The organism is Advenella sp. (assembly GCF_052108595.1).
Classification (GTDB): domain Bacteria; phylum Pseudomonadota; class Gammaproteobacteria; order Burkholderiales; family Burkholderiaceae_B; genus Advenella.
Genome location: NZ_JBQEAU010000053.1, coordinates 14,923 through 27,823, shown reverse-complemented (window position 1 = coordinate 27,823; position 12,901 = coordinate 14,923). Strand labels below are relative to the sequence as shown.

Sequence of the window (12,901 nt, the reverse complement as noted above, 5' to 3'; positions counted from 1 at the left end):
CGCGAAGGTGGCCGTACCGTCGGCGCCGGCGTGGTTGCCAAAATTACGAAGTAATATTTACAGATGCATCCGGCAGTCTTCGGGCTGTCGGGCGTCTTTGTCGCTACCCTGATCAGGTAGTTCGTTCTTTATAATTGTTCTTTAGGAATTCCCATGAAAAACCAGAAAATCCGTATTCGCCTTAAAGCATTTGACTACAAGCTTATCGACCAGTCAGCTGCTGAAATCGTGGATACAGCAAAGCGCACCGGTGCTGTTGTCCGTGGCCCAGTTCCACTGCCAACGCGCATCAAACGCTACGACGTACTGCGTTCACCTCACGTGAATAAAACATCACGTGACCAGTTCGAAATCCGTACGCACCAACGTCTGATGGACATTGTTGATCCAACAGATAAAACCGTTGACGCGCTGATGCGCCTGGATTTGCCTGCTGGTGTTGATGTAGAAATCGCACTGCAATAAGACATATGGTTGTTCATTGGCCGGTCTGATCTGCCGCTCTGGCGATGGCTCGCTGGCCATAAAAAATACCGTGCCCAGGCACGGTATTTTCTTTTCAGGGCAACGATGAACGGCTCACAAACCGTGCAGCACGGCCAGCAAAGGGCACAAAGGTGTACCGGGTTCCGTTGCGCGCAACTGGCGGCTCGCCGCAGATGGGCGACAACGAACGACCCTGAGACAATCCTGCGGCCAGCGCGATTGTGGCAGAATAGCGCAATAGGCAATCTGTCTCTGCAAACGGCACTTTGCAATAAGCAGTCCACGAGAGGTAAACCGCAATCGGCATTACACAAGCCGCATTAAGCAAGCCGCATGATGAACTCGGCATTACGCTTACGCGGCCAGAGTCGGGCAGTTCCGGCGCAGCAGTGTCGGTGTGGCTTCAGGCAAACCGCCTGGCGACAGGCCGAGCGTACCGATGAGCCACCTGCGTGAAGGATCCGGATGTCGTGCCTTACTGCCTTGTTGATGCCCTGCTTTTTCATCAATTCTATATTTCCAAAAGCAATATTTAAATAAAAACAAATTTATCCAGGTAATATAAAATTCGTTTAAACCACACCGCTTTTCAGAGTATGTACGTTGATTGAGCTCAAGAATATTCATAAATCCTACGCTTCCCGCGACAAAGTGGTCGAGGCGCTGGCTGGCGTCAGTCTGGACATCGCCCAAGGCGAGATTTTCGGCATTATTGGTCGTTCCGGTGCGGGCAAAAGCACCCTCATACGCATGCTCAATCTGTTGGAACGTCCCACTAGCGGCGGTGTTCTGCTGCATGGGCAGGACATCACCAAAATCAGTGAAGCGTCGCTGCGGACCTTGCGCCACAAGATCGGCATGGTGTTCCAGCACTTCAATTTGCTCACCAGCCGCACCGTACTGCAAAATGTGGCGTTTCCCCTGCGCCTGGCAGGGATGGACAGAAAGGCGAGGACCGAGCGGGCGCTGGCTTTGCTGGAGCTAGTCGGACTGCAAGACCATGCCTACAAGTATCCCAGACAGCTGTCGGGCGGGCAGCAACAGCGGGTCGGCATTGCGCGCGCGCTAGCCAATGAGCCGGAACTGCTGCTGTGTGACGAAGCCACCAGTGCGCTGGATCCGGAAACGACACAGTCGATCCTGAACCTGGTGCTCGATATCAACCGGCGCTTTGGCATTACCGTGGTGCTGATCACCCACAGCATGGATGTGATCCGCAGTGTCTGTGATCGCGTGGCGATTATCGACAATGGCCGTATTGCCGAATCGGGCGAGGTGGTCGAGGTCTTTTTGCATCCACAACACGCAACAACGCTGTCGCTGCTCTCGGAGAGCGGGGTGGATGCCGAGGGCTGGAAAGAGTTGATCGAAGGCGTGCCGGGCCGCATTGTGCGCCTGACATACCGCGGGCACAGTACGGCGCGTCCGCTGCTGAGCCAGGCCAGCCGCGATCTGGACGTGAATCTGAGCATTCTGCAGGGGGCCGTCGGAAAAATCAAGGATACGCCCTATGGGCAACTGGTGCTTGCCGTTGATGCCGATCCTTCGCGCTATGAGCCGCTGGAGGCTTTTTTTCGGCATAATCAGGTCAATTACGAGGTATTGAGAGCATGAATTGGAGTACGCTGGACTGGCCCCTGATTGGAGAGGCCACGATCGATACCCTGCTGATGACCGGCTGGTCGTTGTTGTGGACCATGGTGATCGGCCTGCCGCTAGGCGTTTATCTGTTTCTCACCAGTGACCGCCAGTTACTGGCCAACAAGCCTGTTTACCAGTCGGTGTCGCTGGTGGTCAATATTTTGCGTTCGGTACCGTTTCTGATTCTGTTGATTGTGCTGATTCCGTTTACCCGCCTGATCATGGGCAGTGCGCTTGGCGTAGGCGGGGCGATACCGCCACTGGTTGTTGGCGCCGCGCCGTTCTTTGCGCGCCTGGTCGAGAACGTTCTGCGTGAACTGGACCCGGGAATATCCGAAGCGTGCCGGGCCATGGGCGCCAATTCGCGCCAGACCGTGCTGTGGGCGCTGCTGCCCGAAGCCACAACCGGCATCATCAGTGCCGTGGTAGTTACCACGATCATGCTGATCAGCTATTCGGCCATGTCCGGGGTGATCGGCGGTGGCGGCCTGGGCGATCTGGCTATCCGCTTCGGGTATCAGCGCTATCAGACCGAAGTCATGATCATTACTGTGGTTATTCTGATCCTCATGGTGCAGCTGGTGCAGACCCTGGGAGATTATCTGGTTCAACATTTCAACCGAAAATAGCAATAAGGAGTATTGCAAATGAACTTAAAACACATTCTGGGTGGCCTGCTTGTGGCCGGTTCCCTGATCAGCCTGTCAGCCGCTGCCAATGAGACACTGAGTGTGGCCGCCACGCCGGTGCCGCACGCCGAGCTGCTTGAGCACATCAAGCCTGCGATGGCCAAGCAAGGGGTTGACCTGACCGTCAAGGTCTTTACCGACTACGTGCAGCCCAACCAGCAAGTGGCCGACAAGCAGCTGGATGCCAATTTTTTCCAGCACAAGCCTTATCTGGACACCTTCAACAAGGAAAAGGGCACCAAACTGGTTTCAGTTGGCCTGGTCCATGTTGAACCGTTCGGCGCTTACTCCAAGAAAATCAAAAATGTTTCCGAGATCAAGGACGGCGCCATCGTCGCTATTCCTAACGATCCATCCAATGGCGCGCGCTCTTTGCTGCTGCTGCAAAAACAGGGCTTGATCAAACTGAAAGACCCCGCCAATCTGCTGGCTACCGCAAGGGATGTGACAGAAAACCCCAAGAACCTGGAGTTCAAGGAACTGGAAGCCGCCACATTGCCGCGCGTGCTCGATGACGTGGATCTGGCGCTGATCAACACCAACTATGCGCTGGAAGCGGGCCTGAATCCGACCAAAGACGCCCTGTTCATTGAAGGGGCCGACTCGCCTTACGCCAATCTGGTGGCCACCACGGAAGACAAAGCCAAGTCTCCTGCTATCGAAAAGCTGATCAAGGCGCTGCAGACGGATGACGTGAAAAAATTCATCGAAGACAAATACAAGGGCGCGATCGTACCTGCGTTCTGATAACGGCGCTTTGCGCGCCTGAGGACCACGGCTGCAGCGGCGGCAGGTCCGGCGCTTGTGGCCTCAATGCCTGCTGCCGGTGTTTGCCTCGGATGTCTGCAGCTTCGGGTCTCTTTAGCTTCGGTCTCCTTAGCCTCGACGGATACCCGCAACGCCGGGTATCCGTCTATAGGCGGCTCTGGCGCGTCTGTCAAGGTATGCGAGTTTGCGCGCCGTCAGAGCGCTGTAGTAATCCGCTATTACCCCCGCCTGGTTACTCTCCTGCATAATCAAAGGACTGCGACAATTGCGGCATCAACGCCGCAGCTTGCGCATCGGTTTATATATAAGGTTACAGGGGGACCACGATTTGGCCAAAGTCATACACGTCATGTTGCGCTGTCTTGATCTGGCAGCATCCAAGGCATTCTACAAAACCGCTTTCGGCCTGGAGCCGGCGCATGAGCTGGATTTCCCGGACTTTACCCTGTCGTACCTGCGAAACGCAGAAAACGATATGGAGATCGAACTGACCTGGAACAAAGGTCGCCAGCAGCCGTACTCGCATGGCGATGGGTATGGCCATGTGGCCGTCTGTGTAGACGACCTGGAGGCCGAGCATGCACGTCTTGTGCAGGCAGGCCTGTCGCCCCTGGAGATCAAGCGTTTCCATGATGGCGACACCTTGCTGGCCCGGTTCTTTTTTATATTGGACCCGGACGGCTATAAAATCGAAGTCCTGCAAAGGCACGGGCACTATCAGTAGCGCATTGGCTGGGGCAGTGTCGATGCTCGGGCAGGTAGTCGCGTTTTGCCCTGCTCACGATTCTACTAAAGTGGTAATATCCAATTGCACGGGTGACCGTGGTCAGGTCCATAACAATTGCAGCGCCGATGCGCTCCGCGCGGATGTCATTTTCTGCCCGGTAACGCAGACGAGACCGGGTTCTGTACTGGTCTTGCCTATCGGCAGTCTGCAGCAGGAGACAATATGTGCAGCATTTATTCTCACACTGATCCCATCATGTACGAGTGCCGCAGTCGCTCGGTACGTATCGCCAAAGTGGTAACCAGCATCAAGCTGGAAAATATGTTCTGGGAAGTGCTGGCAGAACTGGCGCGCCGCGATGGCACGACCACCAATCAACTCATTGCCACGCTTTACGACGAAGTCTATGCCTATCGCGGCGAAGCCACGAACTTTACCTCTTTTCTGCGCGTTACCTGTATGCGCTACCAGGCTGTGCGCTACGCTACGACAGGCTCAGAGCAGGCAGCAGTACAGACCTGTACTCCGCTGAAGATGGCCCACGCCGAGAAAATTGCTCTGGTTAGTTGATCGCTTTTTCCAAACTGCGACGCTGATCGCATCAGTGGCCCGCTGTCGCCAAACGATCAAGTCCGTCATCGGTATCGTTCTGAAGCCCGTTATTGCCTGATTAGGCGTTGCAGTATCTATCCAGATCCTGCTGTCTTGCCATGGCCTTGTCCTGACCTCCCTGATTGCTTATTTGTATCCTGAAAATCATAACGAGCATTGGGGTTTTCCTCTACGTATGTAGTAAATGGGTGTTACCCGGGTCCTTCGGTAAAGCACATAATGTTCGCATAACTAAGCGAAGCGAGCCTTGGCATCTGCCTTCGGTTGCGCTTCGGAAGAATGCGACTGCCTACCCGGAGGAATGATGGATACACCGATCATATTAAGAAAGACAAGTCCCAATGGCGCACTGACCCGGCGCGAATTTCTGCGCGGCGCTGCCGTGCTGACCGGAGTGCTGGCAGCCGGCTCCACGCTGGCCGCCTTTGCGCCGTCGCGCGCCTGGGCGCTGGAGACCACGCACCTGAACCAGGTACAGGCCGAGACGCTGCTGGCAATGGCAAAGGCGCTGTATCCGCACAAGGATCTGCCCGATGCGGTCTACGCATTGCTGGTCAAGGACATGGACGCACAAATGGGCGATGGCGCGCAGGCCACACTGGTGGCCGAGGGCGTGGCAAAACTCAACAAGCAGGCGGCAGGCGCCTTCTCAAGTCTAGCGCTGGATAAACAAACGGCGCTGCTGCAGCATATGGAAGCCGATCCGTTCTTTCAAACCGTACGTGGCCAATGCATCACATCCATTTACGACAATGATATGGCTTACCGCCACTTTGGCTACGAGGGCGAAGTCTGGAGCAAAGGCGGCTATCTTGCGCGTGGCTTTGACGATCTGAAGTGGTTGCCCGACCCGCCCCCGAGCGCCAGTCCTTCCATGAAATCATAAATCGCACCGGCGCGTACAAACAGAGACAGGCAGGATTAAGGAGATAAGCATTATGGCAAGTTTTGATCACAAGGACGACAGCGTTGTTGTCATTATCGGCTCGGGCGCAGGCGGCGGCACGCTGGCCAACGAATTATGTCAAAAGGGAATCAGCGTCGTGTTGCTGGAAGCCGGCGCTCGGCAAAGCACCGCATCGTTTGTTCAGGATGAATGGAAGTCATTCAGCCAGCTGGCCTGGCTGGACAAGCGGACCACATCCGGCAGCTGGCGCATTGCCAAGGATTTTCCCAATCTGCCGGCCTGGATCTGCAAGACGGTGGGCGGCACCACCACGCACTGGGCGGGCGCCTCCCTGCGGTTCCAGGAGCATGAGTTCAAGGCGCGGACCCATTATGGGCAACTCAAGGATGCCAACTTGCTCGATTGGCCCATCACGCTCAAGGATATGGAGCCCTATTATGCGCGTGCCGAAGACAAGATGGGCGTCACGCGCACTAACGGCATTCCCGGCCTGCCCGGCAACAATAACTTCAAGATCATGTACAACGGCGCGACGCGTCTTGGCTATAAAAAGATCAGTACCGGGCACATGGCCATCAACAGCCGGGCCCGTGACGGTCGCGGCGCCTGTGTCCAGCAGGGGTTCTGTTTCCAGGGCTGCAAGATGGGCGCCAAGTGGTCAACGTTGTATACCGAAATCCCCAAGGCAGAAAAAACCGGCAAACTGGAACTGCGCAGCCAGTGTCATGTGGCGCGCATTGAGCACGATGCACAAGGCAAGGTCACTGGCGTGGTGTATTTTGACAAGGACGGCAACGAGCAACGGCAGTCTGCCCGCATCGTCTGTGTAGCCGGCAATTCCATTGAAACGCCACGCCTGTTGCTGCTGTCGGCATCGTCAAAATTTCCGGACGGGCTGGCCAACAGTTCCGGCCAGGTCGGGCGCAATTACCTGCGCCACACGACCGGGTCGGTCTATGCGGTATTTGACGAGCCGGTTCACTTTTACCGCGGTACCACCATGGCCGGCATCGTACAGGATGAGGCCGGCCATAATGACAAGCGTGGTTTTGTCGGCGGGTATGAACTGGAAACCATCGCGCTTGGCCTGCCGTTTTATGCCGCGTTTCTTAACCCCGGCGGCTGGGGCAGCGACTTTGCGTCGTACATGGATGCCTATACGCGAACGGCGGGGTTGTGGATCGTGGGCGAAGACATGCCGCGTGAAACCAATCGCATTACCCTGAATCATGACCAGAAAGACCAGCACGGTCTGCCGGTGCCGAATGTGCATTTCGATGATCACCCCAACGATCACGCGATGCGCGAGCATGCGTTCGGCCAGGCGATTGCCATGTATGAAGCGGCAGGCGCACGCAAGGCGTTTCGCACGCCGCCATACCCCTCGACGCACAATCTGGGCACCTGTCGGATGAGTGCTCGGCCAGAAGAGGGCGTTTGCAATAAACACGGACAAACGCACGACATTGCCAATCTGTTTATTTCCGACGGCAGCCAGTTTACCTCCGGCGCAACAGAGAACCCTACATTGACGATTGTCTCGCTGGCCATTCGCCAGGCTGAATACATCGCCGATCAGATGCAGCGCCGGCAACTGTAGCAAGGGAAGCAGAAGCAAGGACCAACAGTAGTAGGGGCAGCACGGGCAGGGGGGAGTGCAGACCCCGGGTCAGGCGTTGCGACAGGGCAGAGGGAGGGTCTGCGTGTGTCAGCAAGCGCGTCAGCCCCGTTGGCGGACAGAAATTGCAGCCGGTCCTGTCTGGTCTTGCAAGGGAACGCACCAGCAGATTCAACGGGCGCCCGGCGAGCCCGGCGTTGCACCTGCGCTGCGGGCATCCGGGCTATAGCATAGGCCTTCGGCCGAGTGCGACTGTTGTGCGTTTGCGCTAGAATGCATGACATGCCCTGATTGCCGGGCAGCTTTTCGGGGTTCTGTCGTTATGTGTTTGTCCGTTCTGTCTGTGGTTCATGATTCACACGTGAACAGGCGCCGTGCGCCTGCTGTCGCCGCCAGGCGTTATTGCCCGTGGTCGCAGCCGGAGTGCGCGCATGAATGAAGTGGTCGCCGCCCTGCAGGCCTTGCCCCTTCTGTGGATGCTGGTGGCAGCTGGCGCCGTGGCGGGCGTGCTCTTGTGCGCTCTGTTCATGAACTATCGGCTTGCCACTGCCCGGGCGCGGGCCGCGGGCCTGGAGGATTTGCTGGCCGAGCGGGACAGGCTGCACGGGCAGGAGCAGCAGCGCTATGAACAATTGCAGATGCAATATCGAGAGCTGGATACGCAAAAGGATGAGCTCGCCGCCCAACTGGCGGCCGCGCACAGCGATGTGACCCATGCCCGCCAGCAGAACGAGCGGCACAGCGAACGCTTGGCGCAGTTCGAAGCGCAAATGCGTGAGCTGGAGACGGCGCGCAATACCCTTGAAAAGCAGCATATTTCCCTGCAGGCCGACTATGCCTACAAGGCGCAGAGTCTGGAGGCCATGCGGGAACAGTTTGACGCATCCCGCGAGCAATTGGGCACCGAGTTCCGCAATCTGGCGAGCCGCATCTTCGAGGAAAAGGAACAAACCTTCTCGCGCAACAGCCGCCAGTCTATTGAAGGGCTGCTACAGCCTCTGCGAGAACAGATCGACCGTTTTCAGACGCGGGTCAACGAGGTGCACGATCAATCGCTGCAGGGGCACAGCATGCTGCGCTCGCAGATTGGCCAGCTGATGGACATGGGCATGAAAATGACCCATGACGCGCAGGCGCTGGCGCGTGCGCTCAAGGGCGATAAAAAGGCCCTGGGTAACTGGGGAGAAATGCAGCTGGAAAGTGCGCTGGAAGCGGCCGGGCTGCACAAGGGCGCCCATTTTGATACGCAGGTGCTGTTTCGCAGCGAGAACGGCCGCGCCAATTACCCGGATTTCATCGTCTTTTTGCCTGATGGCAAGAAAATCGTGCTCGATAGCAAGGTGTCTCTGGTGTCCTACGAACAGGCCGTGAATGCCACCGAAGAAGCGGCGCGACAGGCGTTTCTGGACGCGCATCTGCGGGCGGTGCGCGCACACATTGACCAGCTTGCGGCCAAGGACTATACCGCGCTGGCCGGCATGAAAAGCCCGGGCTTTGTCCTGATGTTCATGCCGATAGAAAGCGCCTATATCGAGGCCCTGCGGCATGCCCAGAATATTTTTCAATATGGATATGAGCGCGGCGTCATTCTGGTATCGCATACGACGTTGATGCCGATTTTGCGCACCGTGTCGTATTTGTGGATGATGGCCGACAGCAATGAGCAGGCGCTGGCTATCGGCGAGCGGGCCAGCGATGTGTACAATCAGGTGGCGCGGGTCGCCGAGCACCTGGGCAAACTGGGCGGCACCATCGGCACGCTGAGCACGCATTACAATGCCGTCGTGCGCATTTTCGCCGGCAATCAAGGGCTGACCGGCAAGGTAGATCGTTTCCAGAGCCTGTCTGCCAAGGCAAGCAAAAGCATCCCGGCATTGCAGCCGATCACCACCGAGGTCGATGTACATCGACTGTCCGGGATGCCGCCGGCAACGCCGGCAGGCGATCACGACGCTAACCTGGATCGGCATCCGGCACCGTTGCAGGACGCCCTCGCTGCAGGTAGCGATGCCGGGCCGAGCCCGGACGGTAATGACAGCAAAGACAAGATTGCGACACCGGCGCGCTCAGACCTGGCCGATCCGGCTACGGGCGATCAGGCTGATCAGGCAGCCTCAAGGTCTTGAATGCGGGCCTGCAAAGCCACGGCCAGACCCAGCCGCCGCCTCCCCTGCTAACCAGCTGTTTCGCCCTGCGCAAGTCGCTGCGCGGCGCGAAACAGGCGTTCGCACCCCTGAACAATTTGCTCCGGCGTACTCATGGTAAAACTAAGCCTGAAGGCCTGTGGATCGGGCTGTGCTGCATAAAAAGCGCTGCCGGGAACAAACATCACGTTCTCCTGTATGGCCAGCGGCAGCAGCGAGGCGGCATCCAGGCCGTCTTGCAGGCGCGCCCAAAGGAACATGCCGCCTTCGGGCTCAAGCAGGGTCAGACTTTCGCCAAAGTGCTGCCGCAGCGACGCAATCATGAGGCGGGCGCGTTCGCCGTAGGAGGCGGCAATTTTCGGCAGATGAGTCTCATAACAGCCCGAATCCAGATAATGGGCCGCCACTGCCTGTAAATAGGGCGCCGAGCACAAGTCACCAACTTGCTTGGCCAGGACACACCTGCGCAGAATATCAGCATGCGCCCGCATCCAGCCCAGACGCAGGCCCGGGGCGATGGTTTTTGACAGGCTGGACAAATACACGACCTGGTCGGCCACGGCCGTATCGTGAGCCAGCTGGGCAAGCGTTGGTACCGGTGTTCCGCCAAAACGCAACTGGCCATAGGGATCGTCTTCAATCAAGACACAGGACGTGCCGGCAAGCAGATCCAGCAAGCGGCGCCTGCTCTGCAGATCAATAGTGGCGCCTGTCGGATTCGCAAAGGTGGGCACCAGGTAAAGCAGTTTGGGCTGGTGCTGCTTCAAAACGGCGGCCAGCTCCTGCAGATTGGGCCCCTGGGTGCCGCTGCCAACCGTGACTATGCGCGCGCCGGCCAGCCGCAATCCCTGCAGGGCCGCAGGATAAGTAGGGCGTTCCACGAGCACCGTATCGCCGGGCTGGATGAAGGCGCGCAACAGCAGATCGAAACCTTGTTGGGAGCCGCTGGTGACAATCAGTTGCTCGGCCTCGGTAGGTATTGCGCGTGAAGTAGTCAGGCGTGCAAAGGATTCGCGCAGTGCGGGCCAGCCTTCGGTGGCGCCATAGGACAGCGTTGTACCCGGATTGTGGGCCAGCGCAAGCAGCGAGGTCTGCAGACCCGCCACGTCGAACAGCTCGGGTGCCGGGTAGCCGCCCGCAAAGGAAATCATGCCCGGCTGCGACAGGTAGCGGAATAGTTCACGAATGGGCGAGCCCTTGACCTGTGCAAAGGGTTCGGCAAAGCGAAAGGTAAATGCCATAAAATTGCTCGCGGAAAACGTAACGGTCAGACAGGTTCAGCAGCCAGTTGCAACGACAACAGCAAAAAGAGCGCTAGCAAGACAACAACACAACAGCGGCAAGGCCGTCCAGGAAGGATATCCATTGCATATGTCATAAAAAAACTGCACCGCCGGACATTGGATTTCAAGCCCGAATTCCAGAGGTGCAGTTCACATTTGCAATATTATGCGCTGGGGCTCAGTCTTCGCCAAAGCGGATACCCTGTGCCAGCGGCAGTTCGCGTGAATAGTTCACGGTATTGGTAGCGCGACGCATATAGGCTTTCCAGGCGTCAGAGCCCGATTCGCGGCCGCCGCCGGTTTCTTTTTCACCGCCGAAGGCGCCGCCGATTTCTGCACCCGAGGTTCCGATATTCACGTTTGCAATACCGCAATCGGAACCCGAGGCAGACATGAACTGCTCTGCCTCGCGCAGGTCTGTGGTGAAGACGGCAGAAGACAGGCCCTGTGGCACGTCATTCTGCATCTCGATGGCCTCTTCGAACGTGTCATAGCTCATGATGTACAGAATCGGCGCGAACGTTTCGTGACGCACTACGTCTGTCTGACCGGGCATTTCCACAAGCGCCGGCCGGACATAGAATGCATTGGGGAAGCGCTCTTGCAGTGCGCGTTCGCCTCCTGTCACGGTGCCGCCCTGTTCGGCGGCCTGGCCCAGCGCGTTTTGCATGGCCTCGAAGGCGGCTTTATCAATCAGCGGTCCGACCAGCGTGCCGGCTTCCAGCGGGCTGCCGATCGTGGCCGATGCATAGGCTTTTTTCAGGCGGGTGGTCAGCTCCTGCACCACATCGCGATGCGCAATGATGCGGCGGGTGGACGTGCAACGCTGGCCGCAGGTGCCGATAGCCCCAAAAAGAATGCCGCGCACCGCCAGATCCAGGTCGGCCGACTGGCTGACAATAATGGCATTGTTGCCGCCCAGCTCCAGCAGGCTGCGGCCGAAACGGGCTGCCACACGCGGCCCGACTTCGCGACCCATGCGGGTCGAGCCGGTGGCCGATACCAGGGCAACCTTGGGACTGTCTACCAGCACCTGGCCCACATCGCGCTGACCTATGACCACCTGGGCCAGATGAGCCGGCGCATCGCCAAAGCGCTTGAGGGCGCGCTCAAACAGCGCCTGGGTTGCCAGTGCCGTGAGGGGGGTTTTCTCCGAGGGCTTCCAGATGACCGCGTTGCCGCATACAAGCGCCAGAGCGGTATTCCATGACCACACGGCCACCGGGAAATTGAAGGCGGTGATCACGCCGACCACGCCCACCGGGTGCCAGGTTTCCATCATGCGGTGACCGGGGCGCTCCGAGGCGATGGTCAAGCCATACAACTGGCGCGAGAGCCCGACCGCGAAATCGCAAATGTCGATCATTTCCTGCACTTCGCCTTCGCCTTCGGCGGTGATCTTGCCGGCTTCGACGGACACCAGGCGCCCCAGGGCTGCCTTATGTTCACGTAGCTCTTCACCCAGCAGCCGGATCAGCTCTCCACGGCGCGGTGCGGTAACATTGCGCCATGCCTTCTGGGCGGCGGCGGCCTGGTCAATCGCCTGGTTCGTTTGCTGTGCTGTGTGTTCCCTGACATCGGCGATGCGTGCGCCATCAACCGGTGAGTGGACCGGCAGCGAACCGCCGGTGACCGATTCCTGGGCGATGCCCAGCACGCTGAATAATTCCTTGACTGAATCCATTTTCGGTTTCCTTGTTTACCGGCAGAACCGGAATATATGACGGTAACAACAGGCACACAGGCGACATAACCTGAATTGTCAATAATTGCCAACCAACCCTAAGCAGTGCAGCTTGACGATGATTCTGTCTTATATGCTATTGTTAACACAAAAAATAACTGCGAATGAAATTTGCAACCAATACTGTTTAACCAAACGTTGGCCAGAGCTTCAAAAATGCTTCAATCCGAGCTTTAATCAGCGCTTTAACTCATGCATTGACCACAGCTTTGAACGGGAGGAGCTATCACACTTCAATTGCTGGCAGTGATGCTGGCCTAACCGGGTGCATGCAGCACAGGC

General features: G+C 57.7%; 12 protein-coding genes. 9 read left to right on the top strand and 3 right to left on the bottom strand.

The window, feature by feature from the left end; genetic code table 11:
• The first annotated feature begins 153 nt into the window (after positions 1–153).
• On the top strand, positions 154–465 hold the full coding sequence (rpsJ, locus tag ACTIKR_RS11130; RefSeq protein ID WP_014752595.1) for a 30S ribosomal protein S10: 312 nt from the start codon (positions 154–156) through the stop codon (positions 463–465).
• Positions 466–840: 375 nt separating this feature from the next.
• On the opposite strand, the gene ACTIKR_RS11125 is transcribed toward rpsJ, so the two are convergent.
• Positions 841–1,113: a hypothetical protein gene (locus ACTIKR_RS11125; protein WP_193087854.1), complete on the bottom strand. Its 273-nt coding sequence runs from the start codon at positions 1,111–1,113 to the stop codon at positions 841–843.
• Here ACTIKR_RS11125 and ACTIKR_RS11120 point away from each other — a divergent pair.
• The 8 genes from ACTIKR_RS11120 to rmuC all read left to right on the top strand — a co-directional run bounded on the left by ACTIKR_RS11120 (position 1,090) and on the right by rmuC (position 9,574).
• Positions 1,090–2,100, top strand: a complete 1,011-nt coding sequence (locus tag ACTIKR_RS11120) for a methionine ABC transporter ATP-binding protein (protein WP_193087853.1) — start codon at positions 1,090–1,092, stop codon at positions 2,098–2,100. The genes ACTIKR_RS11125 and ACTIKR_RS11120 overlap by 24 nt on opposite strands.
• Complete coding sequence (locus ACTIKR_RS11115) at positions 2,097–2,756, top strand: methionine ABC transporter permease (protein ID WP_193087852.1); 660 nt, start codon at positions 2,097–2,099, stop codon at positions 2,754–2,756. Before ACTIKR_RS11120 ends, ACTIKR_RS11115 begins: the two co-directional genes overlap by 4 nt.
• An 18-nt stretch (positions 2,757–2,774) precedes the next feature.
• The gene (locus ACTIKR_RS11110; RefSeq protein WP_442327867.1) at positions 2,775–3,563 is read left to right on the top strand and encodes a MetQ/NlpA family ABC transporter substrate-binding protein; all 789 of its coding nucleotides are present in this window, start codon (positions 2,775–2,777) and stop codon (positions 3,561–3,563) included.
• Between the two features lie 349 nt (positions 3,564–3,912).
• A complete protein-coding gene (locus tag ACTIKR_RS11105; protein WP_442327866.1) occupies positions 3,913–4,308 on the top strand; it encodes a VOC family protein in 396 nt (131 codons plus the stop codon).
• 225 nt (positions 4,309–4,533) lie between these two features.
• A complete protein-coding gene (locus tag ACTIKR_RS11100) occupies positions 4,534–4,881 on the top strand; it encodes a ribbon-helix-helix domain-containing protein (RefSeq protein WP_193087849.1) in 348 nt (115 codons plus the stop codon).
• Positions 4,882–5,227: 346 nt separating this feature from the next.
• Entirely contained in the window at positions 5,228–5,809 is a 582-nt protein-coding gene (locus ACTIKR_RS11095) for a gluconate 2-dehydrogenase subunit 3 family protein (RefSeq protein ID WP_442327865.1), read from the top strand.
• A 52-nt stretch (positions 5,810–5,861) separates the two neighbouring features.
• Complete coding sequence (locus ACTIKR_RS11090; RefSeq protein ID WP_442327864.1) at positions 5,862–7,430, top strand: GMC family oxidoreductase; 1,569 nt, start codon at positions 5,862–5,864, stop codon at positions 7,428–7,430.
• 449 nt (positions 7,431–7,879) lie between these two features.
• Positions 7,880–9,574, top strand: coding sequence for a DNA recombination protein RmuC (gene rmuC, locus ACTIKR_RS11085; RefSeq protein ID WP_442327863.1), 1,695 nt, complete (start codon positions 7,880–7,882; stop codon positions 9,572–9,574).
• 47 nt (positions 9,575–9,621) lie between these two features.
• On the opposite strand, the gene ACTIKR_RS11080 is transcribed toward rmuC, so the two are convergent.
• Entirely contained in the window at positions 9,622–10,833 is a 1,212-nt protein-coding gene (locus ACTIKR_RS11080) for an aminotransferase-like domain-containing protein (protein WP_442327862.1), read from the bottom strand.
• A 220-nt stretch (positions 10,834–11,053) separates the two neighbouring features.
• The gene (amaB, locus tag ACTIKR_RS11075; RefSeq protein WP_442327861.1) at positions 11,054–12,559 is read right to left on the bottom strand and encodes an L-piperidine-6-carboxylate dehydrogenase; all 1,506 of its coding nucleotides are present in this window, start codon (positions 12,557–12,559) and stop codon (positions 11,054–11,056) included.
• Positions 12,560–12,901: the final 342 nt, after the last annotated feature.

Bases quoted from the DNA above. Each gene is read 5' to 3' on its own strand.
- ACTIKR_RS11110 (WP_442327867.1), top strand. From the start codon at position 2,775: ATGAACTTAAAACACATTCTGGGTGGCCTGCTTGTGGCCGGTTCCCTG.
- ACTIKR_RS11125 (WP_193087854.1), bottom strand. From the start codon at position 1,113: ATGAATATTCTTGAGCTCAATCAACGTACATACTCTGAAAAGCGGTGT.
- rpsJ (WP_014752595.1), top strand. From the start codon at position 154: ATGAAAAACCAGAAAATCCGTATTCGCCTTAAAGCATTTGACTACAAG.
- rmuC (WP_442327863.1), top strand. From the start codon at position 7,880: ATGAATGAAGTGGTCGCCGCCCTGCAGGCCTTGCCCCTTCTGTGGATG.
- amaB (WP_442327861.1), bottom strand. From the start codon at position 12,559: ATGGATTCAGTCAAGGAATTATTCAGCGTGCTGGGCATCGCCCAGGAA.
- ACTIKR_RS11100 (WP_193087849.1), top strand. From the start codon at position 4,534: ATGTGCAGCATTTATTCTCACACTGATCCCATCATGTACGAGTGCCGC.
- ACTIKR_RS11090 (WP_442327864.1), top strand. From the start codon at position 5,862: ATGGCAAGTTTTGATCACAAGGACGACAGCGTTGTTGTCATTATCGGC.
- ACTIKR_RS11095 (WP_442327865.1), top strand. From the start codon at position 5,228: ATGGATACACCGATCATATTAAGAAAGACAAGTCCCAATGGCGCACTG.
- ACTIKR_RS11080 (WP_442327862.1), bottom strand. From the start codon at position 10,833: ATGGCATTTACCTTTCGCTTTGCCGAACCCTTTGCACAGGTCAAGGGC.
- ACTIKR_RS11115 (WP_193087852.1), top strand. From the start codon at position 2,097: ATGAATTGGAGTACGCTGGACTGGCCCCTGATTGGAGAGGCCACGATC.